This window comes from Campylobacter sp. 2018MI10, assembly GCF_018501175.1.
In the GTDB taxonomy this organism is placed as follows: domain Bacteria; phylum Campylobacterota; class Campylobacteria; order Campylobacterales; family Campylobacteraceae; genus Campylobacter_E.
The window spans coordinates 20394-40096 of the sequence record NZ_JAHCZD010000018.1 but is presented as its reverse complement, the minus strand read 5'-3'; the positions used below and the strand labels follow the sequence as shown (position 1 = coordinate 40096).

Genomic DNA, 19703 nt, shown 5'->3' with positions numbered 1-19703 from the left:
GTTTTTAAATCTATATTTTTAATTACTAGCTTATCATCTACTTTTATTGTTTGAGCTTTGATTTCATCGGTTGTTTTTATATCATCGTTTATAAAATCAATATTATTAGCATTAATATCTTTAAAGTTGTTATTAGTAGTAGCACTAAGTTTACCATTATTTACTGATACATTGCCTAAAAAGGTATTATTATCAGCTTTTACTTCGGTATTTGTATTTGTAATAATTACATCGCCTTTAAAGGTATTGTTCTCTCCTTCAATCTTACCCATACTTACATTATCTTCATAAAAAGCTCCATCGGTTTTTAAAATACCACTACCTGTTACTTTTTCTGATACCTTTGAGCCTTCTTCTACATTTATAAAGCCTTCGTTTTTTATTTCTCCTTTGATTTCTGAGCCATTTATTACACTTACTTGTGCACCTTTACTATCAATTACTATGCCTTGCTCTAATGTAGCTTTATCTAAGACATTGTTTTTACTATCGCCTGTAATAGTTAGAGTTTGTTTAAATATAGAACCAACTGCACTTATACTATCAGCACTAACATTACCTTGAAAAGTGCTTTTATTATCGCTTAATAAATTATTTGCAGTTATATCTCCACTAAAGATTGTATTACTTGATTTAAAGTCGTTGCCTACTTTGAAATTTCCATCAATAGTAGTTTGGCTTTCGTTATTTATAGTTAAATCGTTTGTAACATTTATAGTATTAGTAGAACCATCAGCTTTATTAGTAATACTAGAATTATTTAAAGTTAAATTATTAGCAGTTATATCGCCTTTAATATTAGAATTATTTAATTCCATATTATTTGTAGTATTAATACTACCTTGAATAATTGTATTACTTGATTTAAAGTCATTGCCTACTTTGAAATTTCCTGTGATGGTTTTTGTTTCTGTGCTAGTTGAGTTGTCTATAATAATATCATTTTTTACTATTACATTTGAAGCTTCTAGGTTAGTATTAGTTAAGCTTACATTACCTACTTCGTTTATATCACCTTTTATAGTTGAGTTTGTGATGATTACATCTTCTATTTCTCCGGTGCAGCCTTCTTGCTCATAACAAGTATTTCTATTATCTTTCGTAATATTTCCATTAAGAGTAGAATTATCTATATAAACTTTATGAGTTCCTTGAATATTTCCATTTAAAACTGAATTGTTTTTAAGATGAAGTTCGCCTGTTTCTATATTTGAATTAATCACTGCATTATCTACATTGATAAAAGTATCAGTTTTATTTACATTGAAAAAATCTCTTCCATCTGTATTTTTTGCATAAATTTGATGCAGAGTAGTAATCATAGGTATTGTTATATTACCACCTTTAATATCAATTACTTTTGCATACATAGTTTTGTTTGCTTGAGTATTGTTTATATCAACATTATCTAAACTTAAATAATCGGTTAGATATTTAATAGCACCATTAACCTTTGAGCCAATCCCAACTTCATTTAAAGTAGAATTTGATATATATAATTTATTATTTGTCAATTCATCTTTATTATATTTCCAAGAATTAATTTCCGTATTTGATATATTTAAATTATTAAGCCTTAGTTCCGAATTATTTTCAATTAAAAAATTTAAATCCGTATTTTCTTTTATGAAATCCTTTTTACCATCTAATTCAAGACTTTCATAAGCAATTATATTTCCACTTTCTAACTTAATATTATCATTAATTGCTGATTTAGTAATATTGTTTAAATGAAAACTAGAACCTTTTAAAGTGCCTGTTACTTTACTTTTAGTATCAAAATATATATGACCACCAGTAAAATCACTATTTATTGTGGAATTAGTAAGATAAATAGTCCCACCACCTATTGTTGCATTAGTATCTGTATTGTTGATTTCACTATCGTTTATATACACTTTAGAAGTAGATGCTGCACTAGCTGAACCTATTGAAGTATTAGTAAATTTTGATTTATTAAAAGTAGTCGTGTTGTTATAAGTCCAAGAGTAATTATTAATAGCAGTATTTATAAATTCACTATCATTAAATGTAGCACTAGCATTATTACCTAAAGTTATATGATGACCTGTTCCTTTTATATTTTCATTTTTAACTAAAATTCTATTAAAGACATTATCTCCATTTAAATCAATTCTAAAATTTCCAGAACCAAGAGAAACATCATTAAATGCAACTCCTGTTAATTGCATATGATTTCCGGTAGATTGTATATCTAATTTTTTATCAGCAGTTCCACTAGCAGTTGAATTTGTAATATTTAAATTCTTACTTGAAATATCAGCTTTTATTGTGCTATCACTTATATTTGTAGTTCCACTAATAGTAGAGTTACTATTTATAATTGAGCCGTTTGTAGCAGTTAAATTACTCGCAGTTATACTTCCACTTATTTCTGAATTATCTAAAGTAATATTACCACTGCTAATAGTTGCATTAATTTTTGATTTATTTGTAAAATTAAGCTCACCACTAATATTACCTTTAACTTGTGAATTATCAAAATTAAGAATTCCACCATTTATAACGCTATTTACTTCTGAATTTTTAAAATAAAAAGTTCCTTTATTATCGCCTTTGTTAATACTTACATTACTATCTGTATTATTAATAATACTATCATTTATAAATACATTTTCAAGCCCAGAATCAGCATTACCAAAATTAACATTAGTTACTAAGCTTTTATTTATGGTTAAAGCTGTATTTGTATATTTATTTGTATAACGATTTATAGCTGTATTTATAAGAATACTATCATTTATAACTATATTCGTATTATTTCCTTCTTTATCATTACCTATGGTTATATGGTGTGTTTTACCGGTTAATGAATTAGCTTTGGCAATTGAAATATTATTCAACATAACATTTCCTAAAGTGGTTATTAAACCACTTGCTTTCAATTCTGATTTATCATTTCCTAGCCCTTTAACTTCGATATTATTCAATTTTAAATCAGTAGTATCTATAGTAGCTTTAGATAAATCCACTTTATTAACAAGCGTAATATTTCCTTTTATGGTACCAGATAATACAGAATTATCTATAGTAGTATTGTGCTTAAAATCGCTATCTTTTATAGTTGAGTTTAAGATAGTCAAGCTCGACCCTACCTTAAAAGGTTTATTGGCATATTTGACATTATCTAAAGTAGTGTCTGTTAGAGTAATTGTAGCAATGCCGTGATTACCATCAGAACCCATAGTATTAATTGATATATTTTTTAGACTACTACTATTCATACTTAAAATAGGGTTGTTTTTACCGCTTGTATCTAATATAATTCCATATTGATCGTTATCTGCAACAGCTGATTTGCTTATATTTACATTATTTAAAGTTACATTACCCCTTATAACACCAGCCCACAGATTACCGCTAGAACTAATATTTAAATCATTTATAGTGTGTTTAGTATTGTATTCACCTATATAAATATTTCCTTGTGTATGAGTAATATCAGTTGGTTTTGAATAAGTAGTGCTTGTTATAGTTTTGCCATTACTAATAGTATCTTTAGCATACGCTAAAGAATTTATAGCAGTGCTTGGAATAGTATCAGCAAGAGCTAAATTACCCCCCCCCCGCTAATATAAAAGTTATTAAAGATAATTTTATAGTTCTATTCATTTTCTCCCCTAAAAAATAAATGAAAAATGCTTTATTATAGTTAAAAATCAATATATAAAGGTTAATCAATTACTAACAAAATGGGGGGGGGTATTTATAAAATTAAAAATATTTTTAAATATTTTATATAAATATATTCTAAGTTATATAAATATTTATAAGATTTAATAAAATAAACAAATTATTAAAATATATCTTTTTTAATATCAACTTACAATTTTAATTCCAACTAACCCTATTAATATAAGACTTAAAAACATAAGTTTTAAAAAGCTAATACTATCATTAAAAACCATAATCCCAATCAAAGCCGTTCCTAACCCACCAATACCAGTCCATACAATATAAGCTGTGCTGATAGGAATATTTTTTTGCGCTAAATACAAAAATAACCCGCTAAGCCCCATTGATACTATAGAAAACACTATCCATATTTTTGAGCCATTACTAGCTAATTTAAAGCCAATAGGCCAACCAATCTCAAAAGCACCTGCTAAGATTAAGTATATCCAAGACATTAAAACTCCTTAAATACAAAATCTTAGCAAGAATATATTATGATTTAAATTCGCTTAATTTTTTATCTAATTCTTCGCTGATATTAGTTAATTGACTTGCAGCTTTTGCTATTTCTTCTACACTTCTTGCGTTTTCATTAGTAATTTTTGCAATTTGCGAAACTTCATTTAAAATATCTTCAATTTGTTTGCTAGCGTTAATATAATTATCCACAGTCTTATCGCTACTAATTATTGCTTCTTTTAATTTTTGTTCCATATTTTTAATTAGCTCTTCACTACCATTTGCAACATTTGTTAGATTGCCAATTTGCTTAGAGTTATCACTCATTTGTTCGCTTGCATCTTTAATACCTTGAACTATAACACTTATTGTTGCATTTATTTCACTAAGGCTTTTTTGAGTTCTCTCTGCTAAACTTCTTACTTCATCAGCTACTACGGCAAATCCTCTACCATGCTCTCCTGCTCTTGCTGCTTCAATTGCAGCATTTAGTGCAAGTAAGTTAGTCTGGTCTGCTACATCATTAATTATTTCTAAAATAGATTTAACATTATCAGCATCACGGCTTAATTGCTCAATCTTACTAGCTAAAGCACTTTCTATATCAGCACTATGATTTATTTGATTAGTTAATGAATTAATAGCATTAATGGTCTCGTGAATACTAGTTGTGCTACCTCTTAGTTCATTTTTACTATCATTAGCACTATTTATGCCTGATGATAAACTATCCTTGGTTAATTTACCTTCTTCAACAACATTTTCAACTATATTAAAGCTTTCTTCACTTCTTTTTCCTGTTTGCATACTAACACTACTAAGCTCGGCTGCTATTGTTTTGTTTTCATAAGATATTTGTTTTACTTCGTTAATTAAAATTCTAATCTTACCGATAAAATCATTTATAGCTTTACTAGCACTTGCTATTTCATCTTTGCCTTTTATCTCTAAAAGTTTAGTTAAATCCCCATCTCCTTTAGATAAATCATAAGCTTTTTGGGTTAGTTCATTTAATGGTTTGCTAATCCAAATTCTAATAACAATCAGCCATAAAGCAAGAATAATAATACATAAAATAACTGCAAATACAGAATAGTTTAAAACAACTTCATTTTTCTTATCTAATACTTTTGCACTAATTTCTGCTATTTCTTCTTTAGCTTCTACTAAGTAAATTACGCTTATATATACATAATCATTGAAACTATCTTTTTCTACATAATACACTACATCTCTTTCTGGTCTTGTCTTATCAGCTTTCATATGGGTTGTTACAAATCCACCACCATTATTTGCTGTTTGAATTATTTCTTGTATGTATAATTTACCATTAGAATCTTTTTTATTATAAGCATTTTCACCAATTCTATCTTTTAGATAGTGCATTACATATTCGCCTTTTTTATTAATTACAAATAAATTAACAGAGCGATTTTTTAAGTCTAATTCACTTAAAAATGTAAGAATATTTTTATTATAACTTTCTTGATTTTCACTTGTTGAATGAATTTTTTTAGACATTGAAGTAATTAAGCTAGTAATACTAACTGCTGTTTTTTTCGCATCATCAACACTCATACCATCAAGAGCTTCTTGAGCGATATTGTCTAATTCATTCATACCTTTACTAGCTACTAAAATAGCACTTAAATTGATAATTAGTAATGAAACAAAAGCAAATAAAGTAATTTTGTAAGATAATTTCATATAGCTCCTTTAATATTTTAATAATTAAAATCGCTAATTCTATTTATGCTAAGTTAAAATAATGTTAAAAAAATAATAAATAAATTAATAAGAAAATATATGTTAAAAATAAAAGCCCTTAGATAAACTAAGGGCTAAATAATTATTTTACAAATTCAATTGTAAATGTAGCGTCAGAATTTAAGTAACTATTGGCTTTTTTTGGATCAATTCTAAATCTTAAAGTATCTTTAAAATATTGATTACTTTCTACACTGCTTGGAATATTATATGTATCTCCACTAAATGTAGTTTTTGAATAATCACTAGTAAAGGTAAAATCACCCTTAGCTCCATTAAATAATTTTGTAAAATCTTTAATATTAGCGTTTGGAACTTTAACAAATTTATTATTATCATATTTAAACACCCCAGCGTTGTCATAATTGATAACTAATGATTTGTCTTTAGTTTCTTTTAAATCCTTAAAGAACATTCCTGTATAAGCAAATTCGTATGAATTTGTCAAGATATTAGGATATTTTAATGGTTTAGAGTTTTTAAATTTTACTTCAGCATTTGCTCCAGTTATTTTAAATACAGGGTCTAAATTAGGCTTAGTGCCTGTATTTTTTAAATAACCAATTTTGAAATTGATTTTACCAAAGTCTTTTGCATCAAAATTATTTTCATCATAATCACTTAATTTTGCACCTTGAAGTTCTACTAATTTTTCATCAAAAGTCTTATTTAGATTATTTATGCTAAACTCACCTATCTTGCTAGTTGCTGTAATATCTAATGTAGTATTACGTGGATCTACCTTTATAATCATTTTATTTAAATCAGGTACTTTACTGTAATCTAAAACCAATTTTAATTCTGCTTCATTATCGCTAAATTTTTTATAAAAATATTCATTAGCATTTTTGCTTGTGATTTGTAATGGGATAGTTAATCTTTCACTATCATTATCGCTAAATGGAACATAATTAACAAAATTTTTATTTGTTACATCTGGGATCTTTACATTTTCATTCTTGTCTTTTTCTAAGCCTAATGTCTCATCTGCTATAAAATTAACAGTAAGTTCATTACCTGGAGTTTGGCAGTTAATTTTACCATCTGAATTAATCTTATTAGCATTAGTAATATCTACAGCAGCGTTAGAATTCACGCATAAATCTTGCTCTAAATCTCCTATAGTAAATTTGTTTTCAGAGAATGCTATTTGAGCGTCTGTTACTAAAGGAAACACGGTTTTTATATCAAAATTACCATTTGTTTTATTAAAATCAACAAATGTTCTACTAGTAGCTTTTGAGCCAACTTGATTTAGTTGAACTGAGTTTTTATCTTCTAAATAGAATTTCTTAACACTACCTTTTGAATCACTTACTTTTAATTCTGCAACACTAATTCCAAATCTATCATCTTTTAAATCCGCAGTGAAAGTTACATTATTGTTTGGATATTTTTTATCTTCTTTACCTGCTTTTTTATCAAATGTATCAAGTGTGCCTACTTTATAAGTAATGCTATCTGGTCTAATTGAGAATGTATTTGAACTTCTATCGCCTAATACTGAACATTCTTCAAAAGTGCTATCGTATTCTGCAATTTCGTATCTATATTGATAATTTTGATTTACAGCTAATTTATCTTTTAAATGTAAAACCATTTTGTTATCAATTGGATAATAACCTTTACATTCTGTAATTGATTTTGAAAGTTTTTGAGTTCCGTTATAAATATCTGCATTTAACTCATCAGAACCATTATAAAACTTAATGTATTGTTTATAAAGAACTTTAACATCTGGTTTTGTAAAGCCTAAATATATATCTTGACTACTTGTTCTTGTATAAATCTTATCAGCTACCTTTGTATTTGAAGCAATTTTATTATTTTCTAATATTTTAGTAGCATCAATATTATTATAAGCTGTTCCAAAATTAATACCATTTGGCATTTCACTATGACCTAAGATAATTTCTACACTACCCTTTGGAGCACCTTTTACAATATCAACACCTGAAGCTTGAAACATTGGTCTAAGATAACTTCTAGTTACATCTTTAACAACACAATTTCCACTTGTTTTTGGACACTCTTCTTCTCTATTAGTTTCTGTTATTTGCTCCATAATCTCTAAAGGTTTAAATGTGAATTTATAAACATTACCTTTTAATAAATCATTATCATCAATTTTAGCTAGTTTTTTGAATGTATCTTTTGTAAATTTTAATCCAAAACCAGTTATGTTTTCTTTCTGAACTAACTCAAAATGCTCGTTAGTTGAAATCACTTCTGCTTTAGAATCTACTGCACCATTCGCATCTGCCATTCTTTGCTTTGTCAATTGAAAACTTGTTAAATAATATTTAACTGAAATATTATTTGCTTTTCTATCTTCAGCGTTAAATGGAGTTTTATAGTTATTTAAAGCAATATATACATCATCTAAATTAGTAACTTTTAAAGGTTTGCTATCTTTTTTATCAGTTTGATTTGCTTCATTTGTGATTTGATAATAATCAGCATCAGGAATAAATTTCACTCTTAAATTAGTTACAATTGTATTATTTTCATCAGTATTGCTTGGAAGATATTGTAATGATGGTCTAACATTCACACTAAAATTATAAGTGCTACCTTCACTATCAAAAATACCCTTATGTGTATCATTTGGTTTATGAATACTAAACATATAGTTTCTTCTTGCAATTTCTTTTGCATCATCTTTCCTATAATCTAATTCATTTCTCCAATCAAAATAATAAGCTCTACTTAGATAAGAGCTATAATTTTCTAAATCATAATTATAACATTTACTAACGCCACCAGCATAATCATTAACACGATTGCCAGCTGCATTATCATTATAATCAGCAAAATAATCATTTGAACTATAAGGCTTAATTTTTGAATTCTTTAAAATTATGGCTTCTAAAGCTCTGTTTTTAGCAAAAATATTAGGATTATTGTTTAATTCTAAATATTTATTATAAACATCACAAACACCTAATACTACAGAGTTATTATAATTTTCATTAACAAAAATTAATTTGTTTGTATCCCAAGAAGCAATACTATGAGTTGTTAAGCTACCATTTGATAAGCTAGAACAACCTTTCATACCTGATACATCACTAGCGTTAGTTCTATCGCCAACAATATTTGAAAAGTTTCTATATACCCAACCGTTGCTACCTGCAAACTCATTTTGGTCTAATAAATACACTAAATATTGACTATTTTTATAAGTTGGACTACTTGAAACTACAACCCTACCTGTCGTATTTACTTTAAATTCTTTATAAAAATCTTGAACAATTTTTTTATCTCTATTTTTTAGACTAGATTTTAAATTTATATTACCGATTCCGTATTCTTTATTATTAATTAATTCTTGAACTACAGGTGCCTTAAATCCTACTGCAGAGTAATACGGGTCATAATCAATATCATCTAGACTTTTACCAGCATAATTGTTAATATAATTTAATTCTGCCTCAAGAACTTTTTTGCATACTTCTTTAGTGTTGGAATCAGCCAATTTTTTCTTAATAACATTATCTCTATAACTATTAACAAAGCTACTAGCTTCACTATAAGGTGTATATTTTACAGCCATTTTATAAGCTGAATACATTCTAGCATCAAAATAGCTAACTCCACATTGTCTTAATGCTTCATATCTAACCTTTTCTGGGTTTTTAACAACATCGCCTTTTTGAGTTAAGATATTTATTAAATGGAAATAGCTCGAATGCTCTGTAAGTCCAACATTACTATCTGCTTTACAATGAAAATAAATATCATCATTAAATTTTCTCAATTTAGTGCAATCATTCAAACCATCTACAGTTCTATTACTTGTTTTTAAATCCACACACTTATCTAAGTGTCCTTGATGTCTTTGCGGAGTATCACCACTCGCTATACCTATTTGTAATGGCGTTCTATTCTCTGCATTTGCATAAGAAAAAGCCGATAATAATACTAATGAAAACACAATTTTCCTATTCATATTATTCTCCTTAAAAAATTAAAGTTCTAAATTATAATTTTTTTTATTAAATAATTATTGCACTTATGTGCATTTTTGAATATTTTTTACTTACTTTTAGGTCTAAATACCTTTGGTGCATTTTCGCTCTCATTTATATAACTTGCATTCATTAAGTCTAGGCAATATGGTATCGCAGGAAAAATAGGCTCTATACATTCACGAATTGCTTTTGGCTTACCTGGAAGATTAATTATTAGAGTTTTACCCCTTGTCCCTGCTAATTGACGGCTTAGGATTGCTGTTGGGACAATCTTAAGTGAGCTTGCACGCATTAATTCTCCAAAGCCTGGTAATTCACGCTCGATTGCTTTTTTTGTTGCTTCTGGTGTAACATCTCTTAAAGCTGGTCCTGTTCCACCTGTGGTAAATACCAAATCGCATTCAAATTCATCAGCCATTTTAATAATCTCATTTGTAATCAGTTCTTCTTCATCAGGGATTAATGAGTATTTAAAATCAATTTCATTTAATAAATATTCTTGCATAATTTTTCTAATTTCTGCTCCACTAATATCTTCATAAACTCCTGCACTTGCTCTATCTGAACTCGTAATTATCCCTATTTTTATAATATCCATTTTTATCCTTTAAAAAAATATTTCTTTATTTAAAAGCAATTCATTTGCTGTATTTTTAATCTCTTCTTCATAAGCTTTTAAATATTCTTTACATTCTTCTTCTAAAGATGATATTTCAAATTCCACATAAAATTTGCTTAATTCTTGTATTTTATCTCTATCTTTAGAAAAATTATTGTAATTTTCGCCTAAAAATAATTCATTTGCTAACATTCCTGATAAAAGAATTTTGATTTCGTTTTTTATTTCTGAAAATGATTTTATATGCTCGTTTGGATAAAAATACTCAAATGTAAATAAATTAGCATAAATTAAATTCGCATCACAAATCTTTGCCATAGTGATTTTACCTGCTTGATAAATAGCTTGAATATATTGCTCGTTTTCGCTTAATTCTAAATCTTCGCTAATGCCGTGCTTTATCACTAAAATCTCATGTATTATTTCTCTTTCGCTTAATCTATCTCTTAGTAACAATTCATTTTCTAAGCTTTTAAAAGAAGCCCCGCTAAAACCTTTTGAAATATAAGCTAAATAATCTAAATTAAAATCAGAACTTATTAAATCTTTTTTAATAAGTTGTTTAAAGAACTCTATTCTGTCGCTATAATTTGGTAAGGTAAAATGAATTTTTTTATCAAATCTTCTAAGTAAAGCCGTATCTAAAACATCAGCTCTATTTGTAGCAGCAATTACTAAGACATTTTTAAGCTCTGCAAAGCCGTCTATTTGAGTTAGCAATTCATTAAGTGTATTTTCACTATCGTTTGCTAAAGCATTGCCACGCTGCTTTCCAAGTGCATCAATTTCATCAATAAAAACTATACAAGGTGCTAATTTTTTAGCATTTGCAAACAATTCTCTAACCCTTTTTGCTCCAAGACCTACAAAAATTTCATTAAAGCTACTTGCACTTTGGTATAAAAAATTAACTCCACACTCATTTGCTAAAGCTCTTGCTAACATAGTCTTACCTACTCCACTAGCACCTGTTAATAAAACTCCTTTTATTAAGCAAGGATTGTTGGTTTTAAAAATAGAGCTTAATTTTCTTAATTCTTCTTTGGCTTTAAACTGACCTATAATATCATTAAAATTACTATCTGTTTTGATAACAAATCTAAATTCAGGCTTTAAGACATTATTAATTGGATGATTTGATATGCCTTGTTTTGTGCTAAGATTTCTTAAGTATATTAGATAATAAATAAAAATTATTATCATAATAAAAACTAAAATTATTGAATAATCAAATTCTATTTTATTTTCTACGCTTTTGTATTTTAAGATTTTTTTGATTATTTCTTCATCAGCTAAAATTTTATAATCTTTATCATTTATTGAAAAATAAAGCATATTTTCATAAATGTAAGCATTTGAAATATTTTTTAATTCTAATGATGAAAACTCGTTTAAAGATATATTTTGCTCTTTTTTACTTAGCGAAAATATTCCTAAAGCTATAATTGCAAGAATTATGCAAGCGATTATTATTTTGATATTTTTAGTAAATGGCTTTATTTTTGTCAATTTCTACCTCGTAATCTTTAATATTTATCCAAGTTTTTAATAAGTCTTTATCTGATTTGATTTTAATTAGATTAAAATATTGGTCATATCCTTGATAATAGCCGTCTTTAAACTGCTCTACTAATACTATTAAATCTTTTTGATTTTTTCTAAATTCATAATTTTTTAATCTAGTAATTTCTTTAATCTCGTTTAATCTTTGCTTTGAGATATTTTTATCAACTTCGCCTAAAGTCTTTGCTAATTCTACGCTTTTTGTCCCGTCTCTTTTAGAATACACAAAAGCGTGAAGATGAGTTATTGGAAATTTCTTAAAATTATTAATAGCATCAGCCCATATTTCATCACTCTCACCTGGATGACCTACTATATAATCAGTGCCTAAGGCATAACCTTTATTAGCTAAATATTCAAATAATTCTAAGTCTTTATAAGCTTTATTTCTTCTTTGCATTAGTTTTAGCATTTTTTCATTTGTGTGTTGTAAGGCTATGTGAAGATGTTTTTCAATAAAATCTTCGTCTAATAATTCTTTAAACTCATCATCAATTTGAACCGGCTCAATGCTACCTAAACGAACTCTTTTAATCCCATTTATTTTGCTAATTTCTTTAAGTAATTTTGCTAAAGATAGATTTAAATCCTTTCCGTAACTACCTATATTTGTGCCTGTTAAAACTACTTCTTTATAACCATTATTAGCTAGGGTTTTTATCTGATTTATAATTTGCTCTAATTTTAGGCTTCTAGCCCCACCCCTTACACTAGGAATAATACAATAAGAACAAGCAAAATCGCAGCCTTCTTGGATTTTAACAAATGCTTTTGTGTGGTTTTCGTAATTGCTTACTATTTTTTCATCTATGAAATTTAGATTTCCTAAATCAAATTCCTTTGGATTTAGTATAAACTTATTTATATTTGATTTTAAAGACGCACCCATTACACCATCAACTATTTTGCTATCATATAAGCTTTTGCCAATACTTGCTGCAGCACAACCTGTTAAGATGAATTTAGTATTTGGATTATGATTTTTAATATGTCTTATATATTGCTTTAAGCCTAAATCAGCTTGATTAGTAACCGTGCAAGAATTGATTACTATCATATCAGCTTGTAATTCATCATTTATTATTTCATTATCTTTTATATAGCTTTTGATTAATTCGCTATCGTAAATATTGGTTCTACAACCAAAAGTTTTAATATATATTTTCATTATTATCCTTTAAAAATGGCTGATTATTTCTTTTATCCATATAAATAGTTTGTGATGGGAAAGCTAATTTTATATCATCACTTGCTTTTAATCTTTTAATAATTTCTTCACTTACTATTGAACGCATTTTAAGAGCTTCTCTTGAATTTGTCATATACCAAATAGATATTTTAATCCCGTATTGCTCTAACATTACAAATAGTTTTGGGTCTGTTCCTGAATTTTTCATTTGATAATGATTTCTCATTTTTTGAATTGCTTTTTTTGCACTATCGCTGAATGCTTGAGTATGAGAACTAGCTGATTCTAAAATTATTTGTTTTGCCTTTTCAAGATTACTTGAAAAATCTATTACTATATCTATTCCATCCCAAACGGTTTTCATATAAGAATAATTATAATTTGATATTAATTCTGTGAAAATATAGTGATTTGGTATGTAAATAATTCTTCCAGCACGACGATTTGTCAAAAAAGTAGTATATGTAACATCTTCGTATATAGTCATCTTAAGTAAAGAAATATCAATAATATCTCCTACATAAGTAACTCCATTTTTACTAACCTTTACCCTATCACCTACATGAAAGCCACCACCAAATTGTAAAGTAGCCCAACCAAGTAAGCTCATAAACATATCTTTCATAGCAATAGCAAGACCAGCTGATGCAAATCCTAATACGCTTACTAAATAGCTTATATTTTCAACAAAATAAAATATAGAAAACATAGAAACAATAATAAAAGTAAATATATTTAAAATCTTGAAAGAAGTATAAACTTTATCTTTATCATCAACATATTTTCTAAGCATCAAGCCTAATAAATACCTAGCAATAAATATACAAATAATAATTGCTATAAAAAATATAGCACTATCATATTGCTTTTTTATATCGTTATTTATAAGCTTAATTGTGTTATTTGCCTTAACTTTAAATATCTCAAAAGCATTTGTGATATTTTCTAAAGCGCTTTTATAATCATTTAATTCTTTTATAGAATATACTAATTCTTGACTTAAATTCTCACTTGGCTCAATGTCATATAGTTCTTGTAAAAGCTTTGTTTTCTTATCTATTTTAGATACTAATGTAGTAAAATCTTTTAATTTTATTTCATATTCTTTTTTCTCATTAGCTAATTCTTTACGCTCTGATAAACCTTCAATAACTAAATAAATATTTGAAATCTTTTTATATTCAGTAGGCTCACTAGGTAGATTTAAATACTTTACTACGCTGTAGCTTTCATAATCTTTTAATACACTTAGTTTATCTTCAAGTGATTTTATGGTATTTTCTAATTGTTCTTTTTGAGTTTTTTTAGCTTTTAATAAATTTTCATTTGCTTCTTTTAATTCATTTTTTAATCTTAAATATTCTTGATAATTTTTATAATTTTTTATAGTGATATTGTCTTTTAATTCATTATTTATAATATGCAATTTTTCCTTGACAGAATACACTCCTTCAAGGTTTTTTGTAAATTCTTCTGTATTTTCTGCATAAATAAAAGTTACAAAAACAAAAAAAGCTAATAAAAATCTCATTCAAATTCCCTTAAAACTTTTAATATTTCATCTTTTGAAATATCATTTTTAATAATGCTTAAATCTTCTTTGCTAGGTAAAATAAAATTGATTTTTCCACTTAGAGTTTTTTTGTCTTGGAAAAATCCTTCATAGAATTTAGAAGATGAATTGATTTTATAAAATGTAGGTAGATTAAAATTCTTTAAAGTATTTAAAATACTTATTTCAAATTCTTTTGAAATTAAACCTAAATTACAAGCCAATTTATTAGCCATAACCATACCAATAGCAACAGCTTCTCCGTGTAAATAGCCTTTATAATTCGTCTCATTTTCTATAACATGAGCAAAAGTATGACCATAATTTAGTTTCATTCTAAGATTATCTTCAAACTCATCATTTATTACTACATTTGCTTTAATTTTTATTGATTTTTCTACAAATTCTAAGATATTATCAAAAATATCATCAAAACTTAATTTGCTTAATTTGTTATAAAAATCCAAATCAAAACAAACAGCCATTTTAATAACTTCAGCCATAGCAGCACTTAATTCAGCCTTTTTTAAAGTCTTAAAATAATTTGTGAAAATATAAACAGCACTAGGTTGCTTGAATGTGCCTATTAGATTTTTGCCATAAGCATTGTTTATGCCTGTTTTACCACCTACTGCTGCATCAACACTAGCAAGTAAGGTTGTAGCTATATTTATATGTTTTATTCCACGCTTATAAATACTAGCTACAAAGCCACCAATATCGCTAATTACCCCGCCGCCAAGATTAATTAGCAAATCACTTCTACTAATTTCAGCTTTAAATAGTTCTTCTAAAATATAATTAACGCTTTCTTGATTTTTGTATTCTTCTCCATCTGGTATAACTATTATCGCTTTTGGTTGTTTTCCTATTTTTTGTAAAACATCATTTAAGTATAGTTTTTCTAAAGTTGTATTAGTTAAAATTACATAATCTTTATTTATTTTTAATTCTTCATCTATATAAACTTTATATGCTTTATCTTTTAAATCAATATCTATTACCATAACCTCACCTTATTACATCATAATTTTTTGGAATACTATATTTAAAAATATCATCATTTATTTTTAAATTAATTTTTGAATTTATAAAATCTATGCTTACTTGATTATCTAATTCATCTTTATAACTTATATTTGTTAAAAGATTATTAAGCACTTTTACATAATAAATTATATTATCATACTTAGCTTTATAGATTACAAAATCTTCTTTTTTTTCATATAAAGAAACATTTTTTAAAATATTTGCTAAATCAATTTGTTCTTTACTAATAATTACTTGTTCTAAGTCATCATCAATTATTACAACTTCATTTTTAGTAATATAAACTTTTTTTTCATCAGGGTTTAGGTATTGCCATAAACTTTTTTCATTTTGATAATAAAATTTACCTTCATATATTAAAGTTTTATTACTCAAATCAACTACTTTTTGAATAAAATCAGCTTCAAAACTATTGTAATTTATATTATCAATTTTAAATGCAAAAGCAAAAATTCCACAAATACAAAGCAAAAAGATTTTTTTAATAATCATTTAAATACCTTTTAAATATCCTTTTATTTATTTTAACAAATATAATTATATTCAAAAATCAAAACCAAGAGGTAAATTTAAATGTTTAAAAATATAGCAAAATGTATATTTGGAACTCGTAATGATAGACTTCTTAAAGCCTACAAAAAAAGAGTATTAAAAATAAATTCTTTAGAAGAAAAATATCAAAAATTAAATGATGAAGAAATTAAAAGCGAATTTCAAAACCTACAAAATAAAGTGCTTGAAGACAATAATAATTTAGATTTAGTTTTAGAAGATGTATTTGCAATAGTAAGAGAAGTTAGCAAAAGAACGCTTGGAATGAGACATTATGATGTGCAATTAATAGGTGGTATGGTTTTAAATGATAAAAGCATAGCAGAAATGAAAACAGGGGAAGGAAAAACCTTAGTAGCAACCTTACCTGTGGTATTAAACGCAATGACAAAAAAAGGCGTTCATGTAGTAACAACAAATGATTATCTAGCAGCAAGAGATGCTAATGAGATGAGTGCTATATATAATTTTCTTGGTTTTAGTGTTGGTATTTTAGTAGGAAACGACCATAGAAATAGAAAAGCTGTTTATGCGTGTGATATTGTTTATGGAACTAATAGTGAATTTGGTTTTGATTATTTAAGAGATAATATGTGCTTTGATGCTGAAGATAAAGTTCAAAGGGGACATTATTTTGTAATCGTTGATGAAGTTGATAGTATTTTAATAGATGAAGCTAGAACTCCATTAATAATTTCAGGGCCAACCAATAGAACATTAGATGGTTATATAAGAGCTAATGAAGTAGCTAAACAAATGGTTCGCGGAGTTGCACCAGATGATCCTAAAGAAAAACCTAGTGGAGATTTTATAGCAGATGAGAAAAATAGAACTATTTTAATTACAGAGCAAGGAATTTCAAAAGCAGAAAAATTATTTGGAGTTGATAATTTATATAGTCTTGATAATGCTATTTTAGCTCATCAATTAGACCAAGCTTTAAAGGCTAATAATTTATTTTTAAAAGATACTCATTATGTTGTTAAAGATGGCGAAGTAATGATTGTAGATGAATTCACAGGTCGTATTAGCGAAGGAAGACGCTTTAGCGAAGGCTTACATCAAGCACTTGAAGCTAAAGAAGGAGTTAAAATCCAAGAAGAAAGTCAAACTTTAGCAGATATTACCTACCAAAATTACTTTAGAATGTATGAAAAACTTGCTGGTATGACAGGAACAGCTCAAACTGAAGCAACTGAGTTTTCTCAAATATACAACCTTGACGTAATTACAATCCCAACTAATGTGCCTGTAATTAGAAAAGATTTAGATGATTTAATTTATAAAACTCAAGATGAGAAATTTAAAGCCGTAGTTGATGAAATAAAAAAAGCTAACGCAAAAGGACAACCTGTATTAGTTGGAACTGCAAGTATTGAAAAAAGCGAGCTTTTACACGAGTATTTAAAAAAGGCAAAAATAGCTCACAATGTATTAAATGCTAAAAATCACGCTCACGAAGCTGAAATAATCAAAGATGCAGGTAAAAAAGGAGCAGTTACTATTGCAACTAATATGGCTGGTCGTGGTGTTGATATAAAAATTACTGATGAGATTAGAGAATTGGGTGGCTTATATATAATAGGAACTGAAAGACACGAAAGCCGTAGAATTGATAATCAATTACGTGGTCGTGCTGGAAGACAAGGTGATCCTGGTGTTAGTAGATTTTATTTAAGTCTTGAAGATAATTTATTAAGAATTTTTGGTGGAGATAAGCTAAAAGCAATTTTTACTAGATTAAAAATCGCTGAAGGTGAAAGCATAGAAAGCTCACTTGTAACTCGTGCAGTAGCAAGTGCTCAAAAAAAGGTAGAAAATCTTCATTTTGAAAGTAGAAAACATATACTTGAATATGATGATGTAGCAAACGAACAAAGAAAAACTATATATAAATATAGAAATGAATTGCTAGATACAAATTATGATATTGAGACAAAAGTTGAGCAAAATATAGCTGAATATGTGGATTATTTAATTCATAACTTAAATGATTTAAGTGCTGAAAATTTAGCAGAATTATTCAAAAATGAAATTAATTTAGAGCTAGATTTAGAATTATTAAAAACTTTAAACACAGAAGAAAGCAGAAGTGTTATTATTGATGCAATAACTACTATGTTAAAAGTTAAATTTAGCATAGTTCCTGATAGTGAAAAGGAAAGAATTGAAAAATTATTATATCTACAAGTTTTAGATGGTGCTTGGAGAGAGCATTTGTATCAAATGGATATTTTAAAAACAGGTATTGGTCTTCGTGGATATAATCAAAAAGACCCATTAGTAGAATATAAAAGAGAAAGTTATAATTTATTTATGGAGCTAGTTGAAAGAATTAAAAGTGAAAGTATAAAAGTATTACTAATAATTCAACTAAGAATGCCTGAAACTAATGAAGAAATTCAAGAAATTGAAAAACCTATCAAAAAGCAATCAAGAAATGAACCTTGTGCTTGTGGTAGTGGTAAGAAATATAAAGATTGTTGTGGTAAAAGTGGGCCACAAAAAGGCGTATTTGCTTGAAATTCTTTATAATTAATCTTGAGCAAGATATAGAAAAAAGACAAAAAATAACAGCCCTTTGCGAAAGCTTAGGGCTTAATTATGAAATAATTAAAGCTGTATATGGCAAAGCGTTGAGTGAAGATGAAATAAAAAACAACGTAGCTTCAGTTGAAATTCAATTAAAATATCTTAGAAAACCATTAAATTTAGGCGAAATAGGCTGTGCTATGAGCCATAGATTATGTTATCAAAAAATTATAGAACAAAATCTAGAAGACGCAATTATTTTAGAAGATGATGCAGTATTTGATAAGAATTTATTAGAATTTTTAAAATATAAAAATGAATTTCCAAAAAATACTGATTTAATATTGTTAGGACATTATTGGCAACAATATAGAGATGATGGTTATATTATCAATACACCTTATTCTTTAAAATTTAATCATAAAATAAAAAATTGGAATATAAGAAAGATAATTGGAAGAGGCAACGGAACTCATGGATATTATATAACAAAAAAAGGAGCTGAAAAATTATTCAACGAAACAAAAAAAATATATATGGCCGCAGATCATTACACATCTAATACATTATTATTTAATACTTATGCTGTGTATCCGATATTAATTAATGTAGATATTAATTTTCAAAGCTCAATAAATGAAAATGCTAATTTGAAAAGACGTTCTAAATTTGGCAAAATTATCAAAACAATCAAACAAAAAATTATATATTTTATCCCGTCTTTAAAAAAGCCAAGAGATTATGTTTAGC

11 protein-coding genes and 2 pseudogenes are annotated in these 19703 nt (G+C 26.9%); 2 read left to right on the top strand and 11 right to left on the bottom strand.

Translation table 11 applies throughout. From position 1 onward, the window contains the following. From KJR01_RS08105 to lolA, 11 genes and pseudogenes are all read right to left on the bottom strand, one after another. Nucleotides 1-3245 (bottom strand): beta strand repeat-containing protein (locus KJR01_RS08105; protein WP_214118422.1); only part of this gene is annotated, 3245 nt, incomplete at its 3' end. Nucleotides 3246-3839: 594 nt separating this feature from the next. After that, complete coding sequence (locus KJR01_RS08100) at nucleotides 3840-4151, bottom strand: DMT family transporter (RefSeq protein ID WP_214118419.1); 312 nt, start codon at nucleotides 4149-4151, stop codon at nucleotides 3840-3842. Between the two features lie 37 nt (nucleotides 4152-4188). Next, nucleotides 4189-4683, bottom strand: a pseudogene (locus KJR01_RS10590) (methyl-accepting chemotaxis protein); the annotation flags it as partial. A 363-nt stretch (nucleotides 4684-5046) separates the two neighbouring features. After that, nucleotides 5047-5733, bottom strand: a pseudogene (locus KJR01_RS10585) (cache domain-containing protein); the annotation flags it as partial. Between the two features lie 271 nt (nucleotides 5734-6004). Continuing rightward, on the bottom strand, nucleotides 6005-9874 hold the full coding sequence (locus tag KJR01_RS08090) for a hypothetical protein (protein WP_214118416.1): 3870 nt from the start codon (nucleotides 9872-9874) through the stop codon (nucleotides 6005-6007). Nucleotides 9875-9960: 86 nt separating this feature from the next. Then, complete coding sequence (gene mog / locus KJR01_RS08085; protein ID WP_214118414.1) at nucleotides 9961-10494, bottom strand: molybdopterin adenylyltransferase; 534 nt, start codon at nucleotides 10492-10494, stop codon at nucleotides 9961-9963. Between the two features lie 9 nt (nucleotides 10495-10503). Beyond that, on the bottom strand, nucleotides 10504-12024 hold the full coding sequence (locus KJR01_RS08080) for an AAA family ATPase (RefSeq protein WP_214118412.1): 1521 nt from the start codon (nucleotides 12022-12024) through the stop codon (nucleotides 10504-10506). Next, a complete protein-coding gene (gene mtaB / locus KJR01_RS08075) occupies nucleotides 11999-13246 on the bottom strand; it encodes a tRNA (N(6)-L-threonylcarbamoyladenosine(37)-C(2))-methylthiotransferase MtaB (RefSeq protein ID WP_214118410.1) in 1248 nt (415 codons plus the stop codon). Before mtaB ends, KJR01_RS08080 begins: the two co-directional genes overlap by 26 nt. Then, on the bottom strand, nucleotides 13230-14798 hold the full coding sequence (locus KJR01_RS08070; protein WP_214118407.1) for a mechanosensitive ion channel domain-containing protein: 1569 nt from the start codon (nucleotides 14796-14798) through the stop codon (nucleotides 13230-13232). Before KJR01_RS08070 ends, mtaB begins: the two co-directional genes overlap by 17 nt. Beyond that, nucleotides 14795-15826, bottom strand: a complete 1032-nt coding sequence (gene aroB, locus KJR01_RS08065) for a 3-dehydroquinate synthase (RefSeq protein WP_214118405.1) — start codon at nucleotides 15824-15826, stop codon at nucleotides 14795-14797. The genes KJR01_RS08070 and aroB overlap by 4 nt, the downstream gene beginning before the upstream one ends. A 4-nt stretch (nucleotides 15827-15830) precedes the next feature. Beyond that, entirely contained in the window at nucleotides 15831-16361 is a 531-nt protein-coding gene (gene lolA, locus KJR01_RS08060) for a LolA-like outer membrane lipoprotein chaperone (RefSeq protein ID WP_214118404.1), read from the bottom strand. 81 nt (nucleotides 16362-16442) lie between these two features. Between lolA and secA the strand changes: the two genes are divergently transcribed. Both secA and KJR01_RS08050 read left to right on the top strand, forming a co-directional pair. Beyond that, entirely contained in the window at nucleotides 16443-18944 is a 2502-nt protein-coding gene (gene secA, locus KJR01_RS08055) for a preprotein translocase subunit SecA (RefSeq protein ID WP_214118402.1), read from the top strand. Further along, nucleotides 18941-19702, top strand: coding sequence for a glycosyltransferase family 25 protein (locus KJR01_RS08050; RefSeq protein ID WP_214118400.1), 762 nt, complete (start codon nucleotides 18941-18943; stop codon nucleotides 19700-19702). The genes secA and KJR01_RS08050 overlap by 4 nt, the downstream gene beginning before the upstream one ends. Nucleotide 19703 lies beyond the last annotated feature (1 nt).

Bases quoted from the DNA above. Each gene is read 5' to 3' on its own strand.
- KJR01_RS08100 (WP_214118419.1), bottom strand. From the start codon at position 4,151: ATGTCTTGGATATACTTAATCTTAGCAGGTGCTTTTGAGATTGGTTGG.
- KJR01_RS08090 (WP_214118416.1), bottom strand. From the start codon at position 9,874: ATGAATAGGAAAATTGTGTTTTCATTAGTATTATTATCGGCTTTTTCT.
- mog (WP_214118414.1), bottom strand. From the start codon at position 10,494: ATGGATATTATAAAAATAGGGATAATTACGAGTTCAGATAGAGCAAGT.
- mtaB (WP_214118410.1), bottom strand. From the start codon at position 13,246: ATGAAAATATATATTAAAACTTTTGGTTGTAGAACCAATATTTACGAT.
- KJR01_RS08070 (WP_214118407.1), bottom strand. From the start codon at position 14,798: ATGAGATTTTTATTAGCTTTTTTTGTTTTTGTAACTTTTATTTATGCA.
- aroB (WP_214118405.1), bottom strand. From the start codon at position 15,826: ATGGTAATAGATATTGATTTAAAAGATAAAGCATATAAAGTTTATATA.
- lolA (WP_214118404.1), bottom strand. From the start codon at position 16,361: ATGATTATTAAAAAAATCTTTTTGCTTTGTATTTGTGGAATTTTTGCT.
- secA (WP_214118402.1), top strand. From the start codon at position 16,443: ATGTTTAAAAATATAGCAAAATGTATATTTGGAACTCGTAATGATAGA.